The organism is Arthrobacter zhaoxinii, assembly GCF_025244925.1.
In the GTDB taxonomy this organism is placed as follows: Bacteria; Actinomycetota; Actinomycetes; order Actinomycetales; family Micrococcaceae; genus Arthrobacter_B; species Arthrobacter_B zhaoxinii.
In genome coordinates this window covers 60,525-77,784 of record NZ_CP104275.1, presented here as the reverse complement: position 1 = coordinate 77,784, position 17,260 = coordinate 60,525, and the positions used below count along the sequence as shown (strand labels likewise).

13 protein-coding genes and 1 riboswitch are annotated in these 17,260 nt (G+C 67.2%); of the genes, 7 read left to right on the top strand and 6 right to left on the bottom strand.

Annotation, left to right across the window (positions count from 1 at the left end):
- Positions 1-6: 6 nt before the first annotated feature.
- Positions 7-993, bottom strand: coding sequence for an MsnO8 family LLM class oxidoreductase (locus N2K95_RS00365; RefSeq protein WP_260652440.1), 987 nt, complete (start codon positions 991-993; stop codon positions 7-9).
- A 275-nt stretch (positions 994-1,268) separates the two neighbouring features.
- Here N2K95_RS00365 and N2K95_RS00360 point away from each other — a divergent pair, with 275 nt between their 5' ends.
- The 3 genes from N2K95_RS00360 (at position 1,269) to pgm (ending at position 5,876) form a co-directional block, all read left to right on the top strand.
- A complete protein-coding gene (locus N2K95_RS00360) occupies positions 1,269-2,672 on the top strand; it encodes a peptide MFS transporter (RefSeq protein ID WP_260653675.1) in 1,404 nt (467 codons plus the stop codon).
- A gap of 114 nt (positions 2,673-2,786) precedes the next feature.
- A riboswitch (SAM riboswitch) is annotated at positions 2,787-2,910 on the top strand.
- Positions 2,911-2,928: 18 nt separating this feature from the next.
- Positions 2,929-4,134: a cobalamin-independent methionine synthase II family protein gene (locus N2K95_RS00355; protein WP_260652439.1), complete on the top strand. Its 1,206-nt coding sequence runs from the start codon at positions 2,929-2,931 to the stop codon at positions 4,132-4,134.
- Positions 4,135-4,244: 110 nt separating this feature from the next.
- A complete protein-coding gene (pgm, locus tag N2K95_RS00350) occupies positions 4,245-5,876 on the top strand; it encodes a phosphoglucomutase (alpha-D-glucose-1,6-bisphosphate-dependent) (RefSeq protein ID WP_260652438.1) in 1,632 nt (543 codons plus the stop codon).
- A gap of 63 nt (positions 5,877-5,939) precedes the next feature.
- On the opposite strand, the gene N2K95_RS00345 is transcribed toward pgm, so the two are convergent.
- Together N2K95_RS00345 and N2K95_RS00340 are read right to left on the bottom strand one after the other, a co-directional pair.
- Positions 5,940-7,367, bottom strand: a complete 1,428-nt coding sequence (locus N2K95_RS00345; protein WP_260652437.1) for an aldehyde dehydrogenase family protein — start codon at positions 7,365-7,367, stop codon at positions 5,940-5,942.
- Entirely contained in the window at positions 7,364-8,239 is an 876-nt protein-coding gene (locus tag N2K95_RS00340; protein ID WP_260652436.1) for an SDR family NAD(P)-dependent oxidoreductase, read from the bottom strand. Before N2K95_RS00340 ends, N2K95_RS00345 begins: the two co-directional genes overlap by 4 nt.
- 139 nt (positions 8,240-8,378) lie before the next feature.
- Here N2K95_RS00340 and N2K95_RS00335 point away from each other — a divergent pair, with 139 nt between their 5' ends.
- The gene (locus N2K95_RS00335; protein ID WP_260652435.1) at positions 8,379-9,692 is read left to right on the top strand and encodes a uracil-xanthine permease family protein; all 1,314 of its coding nucleotides are present in this window, start codon (positions 8,379-8,381) and stop codon (positions 9,690-9,692) included.
- Positions 9,693-9,699: 7 nt separating this feature from the next.
- Here the strand turns inward: N2K95_RS00335 and N2K95_RS00330 are convergent, their stop codons facing one another.
- Together N2K95_RS00330 and N2K95_RS00325 are read right to left on the bottom strand one after the other, a co-directional pair.
- Positions 9,700-10,809, bottom strand: coding sequence for a glycerate kinase (locus N2K95_RS00330; RefSeq protein WP_260652434.1), 1,110 nt, complete (start codon positions 10,807-10,809; stop codon positions 9,700-9,702).
- Between the two features lie 46 nt (positions 10,810-10,855).
- A complete protein-coding gene (locus tag N2K95_RS00325; protein WP_313771160.1) occupies positions 10,856-11,665 on the bottom strand; it encodes a glycerophosphodiester phosphodiesterase family protein in 810 nt (269 codons plus the stop codon).
- A 133-nt stretch (positions 11,666-11,798) separates the two neighbouring features.
- Between N2K95_RS00325 and N2K95_RS00320 the strand changes: the two genes are divergently transcribed.
- The 3 genes from N2K95_RS00320 to N2K95_RS00310 are packed head-to-tail and all read left to right on the top strand — an operon-like array spanning position 11,799 to position 16,413.
- Entirely contained in the window at positions 11,799-14,321 is a 2,523-nt protein-coding gene (locus N2K95_RS00320; protein WP_260653857.1) for a bifunctional lysylphosphatidylglycerol flippase/synthetase MprF, read from the top strand.
- Positions 14,318-15,637, top strand: coding sequence for an alpha/beta hydrolase (locus N2K95_RS00315; protein ID WP_260652433.1), 1,320 nt, complete (start codon positions 14,318-14,320; stop codon positions 15,635-15,637). Before N2K95_RS00320 ends, N2K95_RS00315 begins: the two co-directional genes overlap by 4 nt.
- Positions 15,634-16,413: a phosphatase PAP2 family protein gene (locus N2K95_RS00310; protein WP_260652432.1), complete on the top strand. Its 780-nt coding sequence runs from the start codon at positions 15,634-15,636 to the stop codon at positions 16,411-16,413. The genes N2K95_RS00315 and N2K95_RS00310 overlap by 4 nt, the downstream gene beginning before the upstream one ends.
- On the opposite strand, the gene N2K95_RS00305 is transcribed toward N2K95_RS00310, so the two are convergent.
- On the bottom strand, positions 16,334-17,185 hold the full coding sequence (locus N2K95_RS00305) for an HAD family hydrolase (protein WP_260652431.1): 852 nt from the start codon (positions 17,183-17,185) through the stop codon (positions 16,334-16,336). The genes N2K95_RS00310 and N2K95_RS00305 overlap by 80 nt on opposite strands.
- Positions 17,186-17,260 lie beyond the last annotated feature (75 nt).

Sequence of the window (17,260 nt, the reverse complement as noted above, 5' to 3'; positions counted from 1 at the left end):
CCCGGCTTAGAAGAGGCTTGCCAGCAGCCGGTCGGATTCCCGCTGCCCCTCAATGTCGAACGCGCCGCCGGTCACCAGCAGCTCGTCCGCACCGAAGGAGGCCGCCAGTTCCTCGAGCCGGCCGTGCACCTGTCCCGCTGTCCCGTAGACGGAGGTGGCAAGGGTGGCGCGGACCAGGTCCTGCTGCCGTGCGGACAGGGCGGCGGCGCCCTCCGCGGGTGACAGGGCGGGAAACACGCCCTTGGTCCGGGAATCGGCCATGGCATGCGCCTCGGGCAGCAGCAGTTCCCTTGCCTTCTCCTCACTGTCCGCCACGGCAACGTTGACTGCCGCCAGCACGTAGGGCCGGGGAAAGCGGTCCGAGGGACGGAACGCCGAGCGGTACCGCTCCAGTGCGCCGGTCTGCCCGGCGCTGTTCCGGCGGAACAGCGCCGGGCCGCCCAGGACGACGCCGAGGCCCGCCCGGGCTGCTATTTCCACTCCTGCTCCGGTGGCAAGCACAAACACCGGCGTCCGTCCGCTGTCCCGGGGACGCGCGGTGATCGGTGCGGTGCCGTTGAGGTAGGCCAGCAGCTGCCCCAGCTGCTCCTCGAACTGCTCCGCCTCGGCAGGCCCCGCCTGCAGTGCCGCGCGCACCGCCGGAGTGAAACCGACGGAACGGCCCAGCCCGAGATCGATCCGGCCGGGATACAGGGCCTGCAGGGTGGCGGCCTGCTCAGCCACGACCAGCGGCTGATGGTTCGGCAGCATCACGCCTCCGGAGCCGATCCGGATGCTCCCGGTGCGTGCGGCCAGGGCAGCCATCAGGACAGCGGGCGCCGAACCGGCAATTCCCGCCACCGCGTGGTGCTCGGCCACCCAAAAGCGCCGATATCCGAGCCTGTCCGCCATCTCCGCCCGCTCGAGCACGGCCGAGAGTGCATCAGCTTCCGAAAAGCCTTCACGGTTGTTCGCACGGTCGAGGATGGAAACGGGAACACTGAAGCGGGCCATACCCCTTCCAACCCGGCCTCCCGCTAGGGAATTCCGGACCGGTCGCGCAAATCCGTCCGTCATGCAGGCCCACAAGCATGTAATGCAGGCAAAAGCATCCGTTTTGCCTGTGATTTTGGGCACCCAGGGATGGCAACCTTCCTTGTCTCCGGCGGATTCTTTCGGATTTGACTGCTTGACCACCTGCCGAGAGTGGGAATATTAAACTCGTGAGCCATACCCCCAGTACCTCAGGCGTAAAAGAAGCGCGTAAAACCTTCTTCGGCCATCCCCGGATGTTGGCCAACCTCTTCAGCGTTGAGCTGTGGGAGCGATTCTCCTTCTACGGCATGCAGGGCATCCTGCTGTATTACATGTACTACAGCACCACCGACGGCGGCCTCGGCATCAACGAGGCCGTTGCTGTGTCGCTGGTCGGTGCGTACGGCGGCGGTGTTTACCTCTCCACCATCCTCGGTGCGTGGCTGGCGGACCGGGTCTTCGGCGCCGAACGGGTGCTGTTCTATGCTGCAGCCCTGGTCATGCTGGGCCACATTTCCCTGGCCGTGCTGCCCGGCGCCGTCGGACTGGCCTCCGGCCTGATCCTGATCGCCCTGGGTTCCGGCGGTGTGAAGGCCAACGCGACGTCGCTGGTCGGCACCCTGTACGACGAAAAGGACCAGCGCCGCGACGCCGGCTTCTCCATCTTCTACATGGGCATCAACATCGGCGCCCTGATCGGCCCGATCCTGACCGGCCTGGCGTGGAGCGAATACGGCTTCCACTACGGCTTCGGCCTGGCCGCCATCGGCATGGCCATCGGCCTGGTCCAGTACGGCGTGACCCGCAAGAACCTGCCCGCATCCGCCCACCAGGTAGCCAACCCGCTGCCGAAGCAGCAGTACATGAAGGTCAGCCTCATCGCAGCTGCCGCTGTGGTTGTCATTGTGCTGGCCGTTGTCTTCGATCTGTTGACCGCCAAGAACCTCGCGGTGGTGATGGCGATCCTCGCCATCGTGGCCGCCGTCGCATACTTCGTGATCATCCTCAGCAGCAAGAAGGTGAACCGGGTGGAACGCCGCCGGGTGTACTCCTTCATGCCGCTCTTCATCGCCAGCGCTGCGTTCTGGGCCCTGTTCCAGCAGCAGTTCACGGTGGTCGCCATGTACGCGGACTCCTCGCTGAACCGCAGCATCTTCGGCTGGGAAATGCCGCCGAGCTGGGTGCAGTCCATTAACCCGGTCTTCATCATCATCTTCGCCGCCGTGTTCGCCGGCGTCTGGACCAAGATGGGCGACCGCCAGCCGTCCTCCCCGCTGAAGTTCGCCCTGGGCCTGGCCGTGATGGGCCTTGCCTTCCTGGCGTTCATTCCGTTCTCCGGCGGAGCTCCGAACAGCACCCCGCTGCTGGCCATGGCCGGCATCCTGCTGCTGTTCACCTTTGCTGAACTGTTCCTGTCCCCGATCGGACTGTCCGTGGCAACCAAGCTGGCCCCGGAAGTCTTCCGGACCCAGATGGTGGCCCTGTTCTTCCTGTCCGTCTCCCTGGGCACCACCCTGGCGGGCTGGCTGGCACAGTTCTACGACCCGGAAACCGAAGTCAGCTACTTCACCTTCAGCGGCGTCACCGCGATCATCCTGGGCATTGCCCTGGCCGCGGCCACACCGTCGATCAAGAAGCTCATGGGCGGCGTGCGCTAAGCACCCGGAGCTTTTCCCAGGACGGCGGTACCGGAGTTTTCCGGTACCGCCGTCCTTTTTATGTTGTGTCATGTGCTTGGAGGCGCCCCGCCGGCATGGCTAGGATGGTCCCAGCTTCAGGAGACACGGCCGCCAAGCTCCGACTTGGCCGTGCACCAACCCCATGCTTCGCGGGTGGTTCGGATGACGAAGCGGCCTGCACCGCCCTTCGGGCATCCGGTGCGGGCAAGAGCACGGATTCCAAAGGATCGCCGCCATGCGCAAAAGCACCGACCGTATTCTGGCCACTCACGCAGGGTCCCTCCCCCGCACCCCTGAACTGCTTGCCGCGAACGCAGCACGGGAAGCCGACCCTTCGGATACCGAGGGCTACGCGGATCTGCTGCAGGCCGCCGTCGCCGATTTGGTGCGCCGCCAGCTGCAGGCGGGCATCGACATCCCCAACGACGGCGAATACGGGCACGCGATGTCCGCCGACGTCGACTACGGTGCCTGGTGGTCCTATTCCTTCTCCCGGCTCAGCGGCCTGAGCGTTGCCGAGACCGGAATCTGGAACATGGAGCCGCACCGCTCGGAGCCTGGCAACGTGGTCCTCACCAGCTTCGGAGACCGCCGCGACCGCCGGCGCTTCGCTGATGCCTACACCGACCCGTCCTCCGGCATCACCACCGGCGCCCAGAAGGTCTTCCCCAAGGTCACGGGTCCCGTGGAGTACACCGGGTACGACGCCGTGGCCCGCGATATCGCCAATCTCAAGGCCGGCCTGGCCGGCTCGGGGAGAACGGAAGGCTTCCTCGCCTCACTCTCCCCCGGTTCCTGTTCGCGGATTGCCAACGAGTACTACGCCACGGAGGAGGAGTTCATCTACGCCTGCGCGGACGCGATGCGGGAGGAATATAAAGCCATTGTCGACGCCGGGCTGATCGTCCAGATTGACGATCCGTCCATCGCGGAGAACTGGGACCAGATCAATCCCGAACCTTCCGTCAGCGACTACCTCAAATTCACGCAGATCCGCGTGGACGCACTGAACTACGCCCTGCGGGGCCTGCCCGAAGAGCAGATCCGCTTCCACCTGTGCTGGGGCTCCTGGCACGGACCGCACACCACGGATATCGAGTTCCGCCATCTGGCGGACACCCTGCTGCAGATCAACGCCGGCGCCTACAGCTTCGAAGCCGGCAACGTGCGGCACGAGCACGAATGGCGGGTCTGGGAAGACACCAAGCTGCCGGACGGGAAAGTCCTTCTTCCCGGCGTCGTCTCCCACGCCACCAACGTGGTGGAACATCCGGAACTGGTGGCGGACCGGATTGAGCGTTTCGCCCGGCTGGTGGGCCGCGAAAACGTCATCGCTTCCACCGACTGCGGGCTCGGCGGACGGGTGCATCCGCAGATTGCGGCAGCGAAGCTGGCGGCCCTGGGAGAAGGTGCCCGGCTGGCCAGCAGCCGGCTTTGGTAGGCGGAGGCAGGGCCTGAATACCGGCAACGAGTAGTTTCAGGAAAAGCAGGACTGACCGGCGGCAGGCGCGCGTCTGCCGCCGGGACCGTTTTTTTGGCATGCTTAGGGGTATGTCTAATCGTGCCGGCCAGCGTGCCGAACCTTCCGACCTTGTAGATCTCACCGCGCTTTTGGACGCCTATTACGACGTCGTCCCGGATCCGTCCAATGTCGCCCAGCGCGTTGCGTTCGGCACCTCCGGGCACCGCGGATCCTCCCTCAACGGGGCGTTCAATGAGCAGCACATCGCGGCAATCACCCAGGCCATCGTGGAATACCGGACGTCTGCGGGAATCACCGGACCGCTGTTCATGGGCAAGGACACGCACGCGCTGTCCGAACCGGCACAGAACACCGCGCTGGAGGTCCTGGCCGCCAACGGCGTGAATGTGCTGATCGATGCACGCAACGGGTTCACCCCCACCCCCGCCGTCAGCCACGCCATCCTGGTGCACAATTCCACGCGCACCGAGCAGGCGGACGGCATTGTGGTCACCCCTTCACACAATCCGCCGGCGGACGGCGGCTTCAAATACAACCCGCCCACGGGCGGACCCGCCGGATCGGACATCACCAACTGGATTGCCGACCGCGCCAACCAGCTGATGGAGAACGGCCTCGACGGTGTCCGGCGCATTCCGCTGGGCGAGGCACGCCTGGCCGATTCGGTGGGCACCTATGACTTCCTGGCGCACTACGTGGAAGACCTGCCCGCGGTGCTGAACCTGGACGCCATCCGCAGCGCCGGACTCCACATCGGCGCCGACCCGCTCGGCGGTGCCTCCGTGGACTACTGGGGCGCCATCGCGGAACGGCACAAGCTGAACCTGACCGTGGTCAATCCCCATATTGACCCGCAGTGGGCCTTTATGACCCTGGACTGGGACGAGAAGATCCGCATGGACTGCTCCTCGCCCTACGCCATGGCATCGCTGATTTCCCGGGCCGGGGACTATGACATTGCCACCGGCAACGACGCCGACGCCGACCGGCACGGCATTGTCACCCCGGATGCGGGACTGATGAACCCGAACCATTACCTGGCCACCGCCATTGACTACCTGTACCGCAACCGGTCCGGGTGGAGCGCGGACGCCATGGTGGGCAAGACCCTCGTCTCCTCCTCCATGATCGACCGGGTCACCGCTGATCTGGGGCGGGTCCTCATGGAGGTACCCGTGGGCTTCAAGTGGTTCGTACCTGGCCTGCTCTCGGGCGAAACCGCTTTCGGCGGCGAGGAATCCGCAGGCGCGTCCTTCCTCCGGCTCGACGGCCGGCCCTGGAGCACCGACAAGGACGGCCTCCTGCTGGCCCTGTTGGCCTCCGAAATGACGGCCGTGACCGGCAAGACCCCGTCCCAGCGGTACCGCGAGCTGACCAATCAGTTCGGCGATCCCGAATATGCACGCGTGGACGCACCCGCGACCCGCGAGCAGAAGGCAGCGCTGGCCAAGCTCTCGCCGTCGGACGTCACTGCCACCACCCTGGCCGGCGAGGAGATCACGGCACGCCTGACCGAGGCGCCGGGCAACGGTGCCCCCATCGGCGGGCTGAAGGTGACCACGGAGAACGCCTGGTTCGCCGCCCGCCCCTCGGGCACCGAGGACGTCTACAAGATCTACGCCGAGTCCTTCAAGGGCGAGGAACACCTGCACCAGGTCCAGGCCGAAGCCAAGGCCATTGTGGACGGCGTGATCTCCTAGGTTCCGCAAAAAAACGGAAGGGGTGCACCGGTTGGTGCGCCCCTTCCGTTTATCCGCAGCGGATCACAGCAGCCGGCGCAGGACCCGTTTCTTCAGTCCGGTGTAGGGCGGGTACGCGAACCGGAGGGTGTCCAGCAGCGTGCCCTTGGTGAAGACCGGCCGCAGCTGGCTGAACGTATCGAAGGTGTATTTCCCGTGGTAGGCGCCGGTGCCGCTGGCACCTGCACCGCCGAACGGCAGGCCGGGCACGGCCAGCTGCACGGTGCTGGCGTTGTGGCTGATGCTGCCGGCCCGGACCCCGTCCTCGAACGCCTTCCGGTCCGCCGCGGAATTGCTGTACAGGTAGGCGGCCAGCGGCACGGGACGGGAATTGATGAACTTCATGGCCTCCGCCAGATCTTTTACCTCGATGATCGGCAGGATGGGTCCGAAAATCTCCTCCTGCATCACGGGGGAGTCCGGGGCCACGTCGGTGAGGATGGTCGGTTCCAGGTACAGGCTGCCGCGGTCGCTGCGCCCGCCGGCCAGGATGGTGCCGCTGTCCAGCAGGCCCACCAGCCGTTCCCAGTGCTGTTCGTTGACGATCCGGCCCAGGTCCGCGCTCCGGGACGGATCCTTGCCGAACTGCTCCGTGACGGCCCGCATCAGGTGCTTTTTCAGCGCCGGCGCCGCTTCCTCCGTCACCAGGACGTAGTCCGGGGCCACGCAGGTCTGCCCGGCGTTGAGCAGCTTCCCGAAAACCAGCCGGCGGGCGACGGCGGCCCAGTTGCCGTCCAGCACCACGGCGGGCGATTTGCCGCCCAGTTCCAGGGTGACCGGGGTGAGGTGCTCCGCGGCGGCCTGCAGGACAATCCGGCCGACGCGCTCCCCGCCGGTGAAGAAGATCGAGTCGAACTGTTCCTTCAGCAGGGCAGTGCTGGCCTCCTGCCCGCCCTCGACCACAGCGACTGCGGACGGGTCAACGTAGCGCGGCAGCAGGTCCGCCAGCACGGCCGACGTCGCCGGGGCCAGTTCGCTGGGTTTGAGCACCGCGGCGTTCCCGGCGGCCAGGGCGCCGACCAGCGGCGCCAGGACCAGCTGCACCGGATAGTTCCACGGGCCGATGATGAGCACCACGCCCAGCGGCTGCGGTTCGGTCCGGGCCGACGCCGGCAGCAAGCCGGGCGGAACCGGGACGCGCCGGCTCCGGGTCCACTTTTCCAGATGCTTGAGCGCGTGTTCGGCTTCGGCCCGCACCAGCGAAAGCTCGGTAACGTAGCTTTCCAGCGGATTTTTGCCCAGGTCCGTTGCCAGGGCGTCCGTCAGTTCCTGTTCCCGCTCGTGAAACAGGCGGATGATCCCCTCGAGCTGCTCCCGCCGCCACGCGAGGGGCCGGGTACGCCCGGATGCGTAGGTTTCGCGGACCTGTGCCAGAACGGCGGGAACAGCTGCCGGGGAAGGTTCCGGGGAATTGCCGGGAAGTGCAGGGAATGCTGAGACTATTTCGCTCATGCCTGGGTGGTTTCCTTCGGTGCGGTTTCGTCGGTGGAAGCGGCGGGTTTCCGGCCGGTGAAGTGGTCCATGGACTGGTAGACCTTAAAGACGCGTCCGGCCACCACATCCCAGGCCGGCTGCGGCAGTACGTTGCGCAGGGCACTGCCCAGGGCCACGGTCCACGGCAGCTGGAGCCGTGCCTTCCCCGCCAGCAGGGCCTCCCAGGCCTTGTCCACCACGTATTCCGGTTCCATCAGCGGCGTCAGCAGCGGCCCTCGGGCACCCTCGAACATCCCCGTCTTGATGTAGCTGGGAATCAGCGTGGTCACGCAGACGTGGCCGTTGCCGGACTCGTTTAGTTCCAGGCGCAGGGAATCGCTCCAGCCGATGACCGCCCACTTCGAGGCCGTGTAGACACTCATTTTCGGGACGGACAACGTACCGGAGGCCGAGGCCACGTTGAGGATGCGTGCGGGGGTGCGGCGCTCGATCATGCCCGGCAGGAAGGCCCGCGTTATCTGCATGGGTGCGAGCGTATTAATCTGCATCACGGCGTCGATGTCCGCTGCCGGCGTGTGTTCCCAGAAGTACTTGCCGCGCACTATTCCGGCGTTGTTGATCAGGATGTCCGGAACCCCGGCCTCCCGGATGACCTGCGCGGCGGTGTCGGTGATCTCCGGCAGGGAGGCAACGTCCACCGTGTAGGGGTGGACAGCTGCGGCGCCCAGTTCCCGCAGCGCCGCAGCCGTGTCGGCCAGGGCCTCGGCGTTGAGGTCCCACAGCACCACGGCCGCCGCACCTTCGCGCACAGCACGCTCGGCGTACAGGCGGCCCATGCCCATGGCGGCGCCCGTGATCAGAACTACGCGTCCTGCAACTGAAATGCTCATGCTGCTCCATCGTCCAATCGGTACGTGATTGCCAAGGTCCTGTCCTGCACCCGGCACTCTTCTTATGCAACGTAACATCCCGGATATCCGAGGCGGCTAGAATTTTGTCTAAACGCCCCTTTCTCCGGAAGGCACCACCATGAGCAGATTCGGTATGGACTGGACCCTCCACGGAGACGGCAGGACCATCCGGCCGGGCTCCTATGTTGCTCCCGAGGAGAGGCTGAGCTGGCCGCGGACCATCGGCATCGGCTCCCAGCACGTGGTGGCCATGTTCGGCGCCACTTTCCTCGTGCCGCTCCTGACCGGTTTTCCGCCGGCCACCACCCTGCTGTTCTCCGGCATCGGCACCATCCTGTTCCTGATCATCACCGCCGGCCGGGTGCCGAGCTATCTGGGCTCGAGCTTTGCGTTCATTGCACCGATCGGCGCGGCCACCAATCAGCACGGCCCGGGCGGTGCGCTGGGCGGCATCATCATGGCCGGTTTTGTCCTGTTCCTGGTCGGACTCGCAGCACAGCTGGCCGGCACCCGCTGGATCCAGGTCCTGATGCCGCCGGTTGTCACCGGCACCATCGTTGCCCTGATCGGGCTTAACCTGGCCGGCTCGGCAAAGGACAATTTCGAGCAGGGCCCGCTCACCGCCACCGTCACCGTCGTGGTGATCCTGTTGAGCACCGTCCTGTTCAAGGGATTCCTTGGCCGGTTGTCGATCCTGGTCGGTGTGGTGGCCGGATACATCACGGCGATGCTGCAGGGCGAGGTGGATTTCCAGGCCATCGGCGACGCTGCCTGGATCGGGCTCCCGGAATTCCTGTCCCCCACCTTCCACTTCTCGGTGATCGGACTGTTTGTTCCGGTGGTCCTGGTGCTGGTGGCCGAAAACATCGGGCATGTGAAATCCGTGGCGGCCATGACCGGCCGCGACCTGGATCCGTACGCCGGGCGGGCGCTGATGGCCGACGGCGTGGCCACCATGCTGGCCGGCTCCGGCGGCGGCTCTGCCACCACCACCTACGCGGAAAACATCGGCGTCATGGCGGCCTCCCGCGTGTACTCCACGGCGGCCTACTGGGTGGCCGGCATTGTCGCCATCCTGCTGAGCCTGTTCCCGAAGTTCGGCGCGATGATTGCCACGGTGCCCGGCGGGGTACTGGGCGGTGCCGGCGTCGTTCTCTACGGCATGATCGGCATCCTGGGCGTGCGCATCTGGGTGGACAACCGGGTGAATTTCTCCAACCCCATCAACCTGTCCACCGCCGGGCTGGGCCTGATCATTGCCATCGCGAACTTCACCTGGATCGCGGCGGGGCTGGAGTTCGGCGGCATTGCCCTGGGCACCGGGGCCACCCTGATTGCCTATCACGGCATGCAGGCGATCGCCCGCTGGCGGGGCACTGATCCGGACCAGCCGCACGAGGACACCGGAGCCAAACCAAGCCGGCTCGGGTAGCCGAGGGTTAAGCCCCTTCCAGGACCTGGCGGGTGGCCTGCGCAACATACTTCGCTGCCTGCTCCATTGCATCCTGCGGCCGCTGCACCACGTCCAGCAGGCTGACCGCCGCGACAATTCCGTACTCCTCCAACTGGTCCGGAGTCAGGGTGATCCGGCCGGCCACGGCCACCACGGGAATTCCGGCGTCCCGGGCGCGGGCTGCAACCGCCAGCGGAGCCTTGCCGTAGCGCGACTGCTCGTCCAGGGAGCCTTCACCGGTAAGCACCAGGTCGCAGCGGGTGAGCGCGGCGTCCAGTCCGGTAAAGGCACTGAGCAGTTCAAACCCCGGGTTCAGCGACGCCCCGGTGAAGGCCAGGAACCCGGACGGGAAGCCGCCCGCGGCACCGGCGCCGGGGACATCGACGTCGACGCCGGTCGTGGACTTCAGGAGCTCTGCCCAGTTGGTCAGCGCCGCTTCGAGGACCGGCATTTCCGCGGGACCGGCACCTTTCTGGCCGCTGAAGACCGCCACCGTACCAACACGACCGAGCAGCGGATTGGTTACGTCGGCGGCGATCCGCAGATCCACCTCCGCCAGCCGCGGGTCCAGGCCGGCGGCGTCCAGCGAGGCTGCGTGCATCAGGCCCGCCCCTCCGGGAGGAACGGGCACACCGTCGCGGTCCAGGATCTTCAAACCCAGGGCGGCCAGCGCTCCGGAGCCGCCGTCCGTCATGGCCGACCCGCCGATGCCAAGGATGATGGTGCGCGCACCGGCGTCGAGCGCCTCGCCGATCAACTGGCCGCTGCCGTAACTGGTGGCGTCCAACGCCGTCCCGGGGGTGGGCTCCAGCAGGGCCAGCCCGCTGGCCCGCGCCGTTTCAATCAGGGCGGTATGTCCTTCGAGGGCCCACACCGCGGTGACGTCGCGGCCCAGCGGCCCCCGAACGCGGGCGGTGCGGGGCTGCGCCCCGGCGGTCAGTGCGGCGTCCAGGGTGCCCTCGCCGCCGTCGGCCACTGGAACCGCGGTGACCACGGCGTCCGGATAGACCGCCAGCACCCCTTCACCCATGGCCGCTGCGGCTTCCACAGAACTGAGGGTTCCCTTGAACTTGTCCGGAGCAATAACTACGCGCATGCCTTCATCCTGCCAGCCGGAACGGACAAGGGGCATTAATCAGGTGTTACGTCCACTGTCCGCGGTCTTTGAGGACGTCCACCAGGATGTCCGAACGGTCAGAAACAATGCCGTCCACGCCCAGGTCCAGCAGCCGGTTCATGGTCGGCGCGTCGTTCACGGTCCAGACGTGGACCTGGATTCCGGCGCGGTGGCAGCTGCGGACAAACCCCGGCGTCACCACGGGTACGGGACCGAACCGCAGCGGAACCTGGACGCACTGGAACCGGCCCAGCCGGGCGAGAAGACCGGCCGCCCCCAGCGGAGCGAGCAGGCGCAGTGCCGCTGTCAGGGCACTGCCGGCGGAGCTTGCAGCCGGCCGGGTGAGGCGGCGCAGGGTGCCCAGACGGCGGACGTCCGAGAAGGACGCGACGAGGACCCGGTCATGGGCGGAGTGCTTTTCTATCAGTGCCGCCAGCAGTGCCGCCCCTGCTGCATCCTTGACATCAACGTTCAACCGCATCTGCGGCCATTCGGTCAGGAGCTCTTCGAAGGTGGGGATCTGTTCCGCCCCGCCTATCAGCACCTCTCGAAGTTCCTTCCGGGTGAGCTGGCTGATTTTCCCCACCACCCCGCCGGACAGCCGGTCAACGGTTTCGTCGTGAAAGGCCATCAGGATGCCGTCGCGGCTGGTACGCACGTCTGTTTCCAGGTAGCTGATCCCCAGCTCCGCCGCGGCCCGGAAGGCCGGGAGCGTGTTTTCGCAGCCATCGGGGGAAAAGCCCCGGTGAGCCAGGGCGATGGGCGCCGGCGACGATGCCGGACGGGTGTTCCCGGTGTCCCGAGGGGCACGGAAGTATGGATAGGTTGCCAGCACATTTGTACCCTACCAAGGACCGGCCTGATCCAAAGGCGGTCCTTGGCGAGGGGGCCCGAGCCTAGACTGGCAGGACCGCGACCGGCAGCAGCTCCAGCCGGTTTAGCTCGTGGAGGTCAGTACCGTGCCTGACATGCTCGCCGCCCTGCCCCGTTTCCGGGCTTTGCTGAACCGGCCGCTGCAGCGGCTGCGCGGAAGCGCCCGCGTAGCTCCGGCCACCCTTGGTTTTATTGCACTGTTCTGGATCCTGGGCGCATTCACCGACTCGGTTGGACAAGGGCCCGAGGGGCCGCTGCTGGCAGAGGTGACCGTCTCCGTGGGCACCGTGGCTGAGCATCCGGCAGCGCTGGTTCTGTGCGGTTTCTGGGCCGGCAGCCCGGCCGGCTATCTGGGCGGGACCCTGCTCGCGCTGCTGGCAGGCCTCCCCTGTGAGCGGCTGCTGGGAACCGGGAAGTTCCTGCTCGCTGGTCTGGGCGGGCAGGTTGCGGGTCTGCTGCTGACCACGGGGTTCGCCTATCTGACCAGTGCCTCAATCGGTGACTGGTCCCGCGCCCTCGTCTCCGAGTCCTATGTGGGCCCGACGGCGTTCCTGGCCGCCGCCCTTGCCGCCGCAAGCGCGCAACTCGGGACCCTGTGGCGCCGCCGCCTGCGGGTTGCTCTCTTCACTCTGCTGGTCCTGCTGGCGCTTTACGGTGGAAGCTTTTCCAGCCTCACGGTCCTCGGCGCGGCCGTTACCGGCGCGGCGGCGGGACCCTATCTGGCCGGCCGGCGGCCTGCTCTTCCGCGCCGGCTGGTCACCAGCAGGCGCGAAGCCCGGGTCCTGGTGGCACTGCTAGTGCTGGCCTCCGCCGCCGGGCCGGTGATCAGTGCCCTCAGCACCCAGCCCGTGGGCCCGCTGGCGGTGCTGCGGTACCTGTTCACGGATGTGGAGGTGCGCACTCCCGCAGAACTGGCGCAGCTGTGCGGCGTCGAATCGGACTCCGCACGCTGCGCCGCTGCACGTCTTCAGCTGCGCGCCGGACCTGCGGCGTTTTTCCTGGCCACGCTGCCGCTGGTGCTGCTGGCCGTGTTTTCCGACGGTCTGCGCCGGGGGAGGCACTTTGCCTGGCTGGCCGCCTTGCTGCTGCAGGGAGCCATGACCGTTCTGGCCGCAGTACGGATCGGCCGGTTGCTGGCAGGACAAGGCACACTGTCCCCGGGCACCGGAAGTTTTATTGCACTGGTGGTGCCCATGGCGGTTCCGCTGGCCGTGTTGGTGCTGCTTGCCTTCACCCGCAGGCTCTTTCCGGTCGCAGCCCCCGCCGGCACCTACCGCCGACTCGCAGGCACCGTGGCCCTGCTGGCCGTTCTGCTCGCCGCACTCTATCTGGGGACGGGCCTGCTGAACCGCAACGGTTTCTCCCCCGCGGCGACACCGGCCCTGCTCACGGCGGATCTGCCCGGACGGTTCCTTCCCGTTCTGGAGGTGACCACCCGCGCACCCGGAATCGTTCCCGAGAACCTGCCCGCGGTCCTGCTCTACGAGGGGGTGGGGGTGCTTTTCTGGGTTGTCACGTGCACTCAGCTGCTGCGCTCTTTCCTGGCGCCGCCCGACAGCCCGGCCGCCAGGGACGCGGACCGCGCCCGCTCGCTGCTTCGAACCCACGGCGGCAGCACGCTCGCGTGGATGACCCTCTGGCAGGGTAATCACTACTGGTTCTCCCCCGGCGGGAATTCCTACGTTGCCTACCGGCTGGACCTCGGCGTGGCCCTCACCGTCGGGGAGCCGGTGGGCCCCCGGGATGAGCTGCGCAGCTCCGTGGAAGGCTTTGCGGCGTTCTGCGCCGCCAACGGCACCACGGCCTGCTTCTATTCGGTGGGACCACAGGTACGCGAGGCCAGCGAACGGCTGGGGTTTTTCTCGCTCCAGGTCGCGGAGGAGACCGTGCTCCCGCTGGGGTCGCTGGTCTTTAAAGGAAAGCGGTTCCAGGACATCCGCACGGCCATGAACCAGGCGCGCAAGCACGGCATCCGCGCGCAGTGGGTGAGGTATCCCAGTGCACCGCTGGCGGTGAAGGACCAGGTCTACGCCATTTCGGAGGAGTGGGTGGCGGATAAGAAGATGCCAGAAATGGGGTTCACGCTGGGCGGGCTGGAAGAAGTGGACGATCCGGAGGTGCGGTGCCTGCTGGCCGTCGACTCAGACGGCACCGTGCATGCAGTGACGTCCTGGCTCCCGGTGTACCGCGACGGATCCGTTGCGGGCTGGACCCTGGATTTTATGCGCCGGCGCAGCAGCGGCTTCCGGCTGGGGATGGACTTCCTCATCGCCTCCGCTGCCCTGTCCCTCCAGGACGAAGGCTTTTCCTTCCTCAGCCTGTCCGGAGCGCCGCTTGCCCGTGCACCCGGTAACGACGACGGCGCGGAGGAAGGGCCGCCCGTCATGGAACGGCTGCTGGACCGGTTGGGGGCCACGCTGGAACCCGTGTACGGATTCCGGTCCCTGCTGGCCTTCAAAGCCAAGTTCGGCCCGGAATACGTGCCGCTGTTCATGACCTATCTGGATCCGGCGTCCCTGCCGGCCATCGCCAACGCCCTGACCCGGGCATATGTCCCCGATTTGTCGTTCAGCCAGGGATTGTCGCTGGCCCGCCGGATCGTGGACCGCACCGGATGAGGCCGCCGCAGGCCGTGCTGTCCCTGTCACTGGTTGACGGGTTCCTCCCGACCCTTTTCCTGGCCCTGGGCGTCGTCGCCCTGCTGTGGCTCGGAATAGCCGGAAGGAAGCTGGGACTGCGCACCATCCTGGTCTTCGCCGTGGTGGCCGCGGGCAGCACGGCGCTGCTCTACGTGCTCGCCGAACATATATTCCATTGGTGGAATACTTCCCTGCCGCGGACGCTTTACGCCTACAGCGCCCTGGCGGTCCTGGGCTTCCAGCTGGCCTTTCGGCAGGTGGCGGCCCCGGGGACCCCGGCCCTCCGCCGGACCGCCGGGGTCCTGGCCGCACTGGCCCTGCTGGGAGCGCTGGCCTGCACGGTGAACCTTGCCTACGCCCAATACCCTACGGTGCGGTCCCTGCTGGATCCTCCGTCAGCGACTGATGATCCGCTGCCCCGGCCCGCCGCCGCCGGCATGGACCGGCCCGCTGCCTCCGAACAGGACTGGTCCCCGCCGCCGGACATGCCCGGGGAAGGACAGGTGTACCGCGCGGAGATCCCTGCGGGAGCCTCCGGCTATGCCTCCCACCCTGCTCTGATCTACCTCCCGCCGGCGTACCTCGCCGATCCCGGCGCCGTCAGCCTGCCCGTGCTGGTCCTGATCCACGGCCAGCCCGGTTCGCCGAATGACTGGCTGGTCAGCGGCCGGATAGCCGAAATGATGGACGGCTTTGCCTCCCGCCATGCCGGCCTGGCGCCGGTTGTGGTGATGCCGGACGCCAGCAACGACTCCAACCCCGACTGGCCGCTGTGCCTGGACACCTCGGTCAGCGACTCGGCCACCTACCTGGCCCGGGACCTTCCCGCCTGGGTCCAGCAGCAGCTGGGGGCAGGGACGGCCGGCGCCCGCCAGTGGGCCGTCGCCGGGTATTCCTTCGGCGGCACGTGCGCGGTGCAGCTGGCCGCCAACCATCCCGACGTCTACCCGACGTTCCTCGACATCGCCGGGGAAAACGAGCCCACCGACGCCGAGGGCCACCAGGCGCTGCTGGACACCTACTTCGGCGGAGACGAGCAGGCCTTTGCAGAACAGAACGCCGTGGACCGGTTCCGCCGGATGCCCTTCCCGGAACTCGCCGGCGTCGTCGTCGTCGGACGCGAAGACAGGGTCTACGCGCCGGAAGGGCGGCAGGTGTACGAGGCGGCCCGGGCCGCCGGTGCGGACGTACAGCTCCAGGAACTTCCGGGCGGCCATTCCTGGCAGGTCTGGCGGGCCGGGCTGGAGAACAACCTGGACTGGCTGTCCGGCCGGCTTGGCATACTTGATCCATGACCCCGGACCCCGTGCAGCGCCCCGCCCCCGCCGAAAATCCGCTGCGCCGCCTGCTGCATGCGATCACCCGTGCAACCTCGCCGCACGTGACCCTGCTGGTCATTCTGGCTGCCGGCCTGGTTCCAGCACTGGCCCTCACCCTGGTGTCCGCAGAGGTCTATGACTCGGTCACGGATGCCGACGGCATCGCCGGGCTGGACCGGCCGGCCCTGGATCAGGCGCTGCAGCTGCGCAACCCGGAACTCGATGCAGCCGTCACCGGCTTCACCAACCTGGCAGGCACTGTCGGCATGCCGATCATTGCCGGACTCGTGGTGCTGCTGATGTGCCTGCGCTGGCGTTCCTGGACCCCGCTGATCCTCACGGCCGCTGCAGCCGGCGGTTCCCTGCTGATGACGGTGACCGGAAAGGCACTCATCGGGCGGACCCGGCCGGCCCTGGCCGACGCCGTGCCCCCGTATGAATCCTCCGCCTCGTTCCCGAGCGGACACACCCTGAACTCGATTGTTATCGCGGGGATCCTGGCCTATCTGGTGATCCTGCACGTGCATAATCGCCGGGCGAAAGCAGCTGTTGTCCTGGCGGCAGCGGCCTTTACGTTCGCGGTGGGCATGAGCCGGGTCTACCTCGGCCATCACTGGCTGACGGACGTCCTGGTGGCCTGGACGCTCGGAGCCGCCTGGCTGGCGGTGGTGATTACCGCGCACCAGCTCCTGAGGCGGCTTCCCGAACATCGAGCAGCTGCTCAAGGATCACTGCCACGCCGTCGTCCGTAAAGCCGGGCGCGGTGTAGGCCGCCGCCTCGCGGGCGGCAGGGTGTCCGGAGGCCATCGCGTAGCCCCGGCCAGCCCATCCCAGCATGGAAATGTCATTGGGCATGTCGCCGAAAGCTATGGTCTCTGCCGCGTCAATACCCTTCCCCTTGGCATAGGCGGCCAGCGTCGCGGCCTTGTTCAGGCCCGGCAGGGACATTTCCAGCAACGGCATCCGCGGTGCCGAGTGCGTGGTCTCCACCAGCTTCGACACGGCCGGCGCTACCCGGCGCAGGAACTCATCCGGGGAGATGTCGCCTCCCCGGGCGAGGAATTTCGCCACACCCGGTGAGCCCGCGAGGGATTCGTGCAGCGGTCCGGGAATGATGCCGCCGAGGAGTTCGAGGGATCCGGTATCGACAAAGCCGTCCTCCAGATGGAGCCCGTCCACCGTTTCCGCCGCGAAACGTGCCCGCGGGAAAAGGTCCCTGATGACTTCCGCGGCAGCGAACATCTGTTCAAGCGGGAGCAGCCGGGTGGAGAGGACCTGCTCGGCTGCCAGGTCATAGGTGATGGCCCCGTTGGAGCAGATCACGGTACCCTCGTGCCCGATCCGCTCGCGGAGCGGATCCAGCCAGCGGGGCGGGCGTCCCGTCACGAAGACGACGTCGATGCCCGCTGCCATGCAGGCCCGGAAGGCCCTGACGGTCCGGTCGCTGATGCTGTTGTCCGCACCCACGATGGTGCCGTCCATGTCACTTGCTATCAGCCGTACCGGCCCCCGCTGTCCCTGCATGGCATCCAGCTTACTTCCGGGATCAGCGCTGAATCGACACGGTGCAGGCCGCAGGGTGCGCGGCCTGCACGGAAC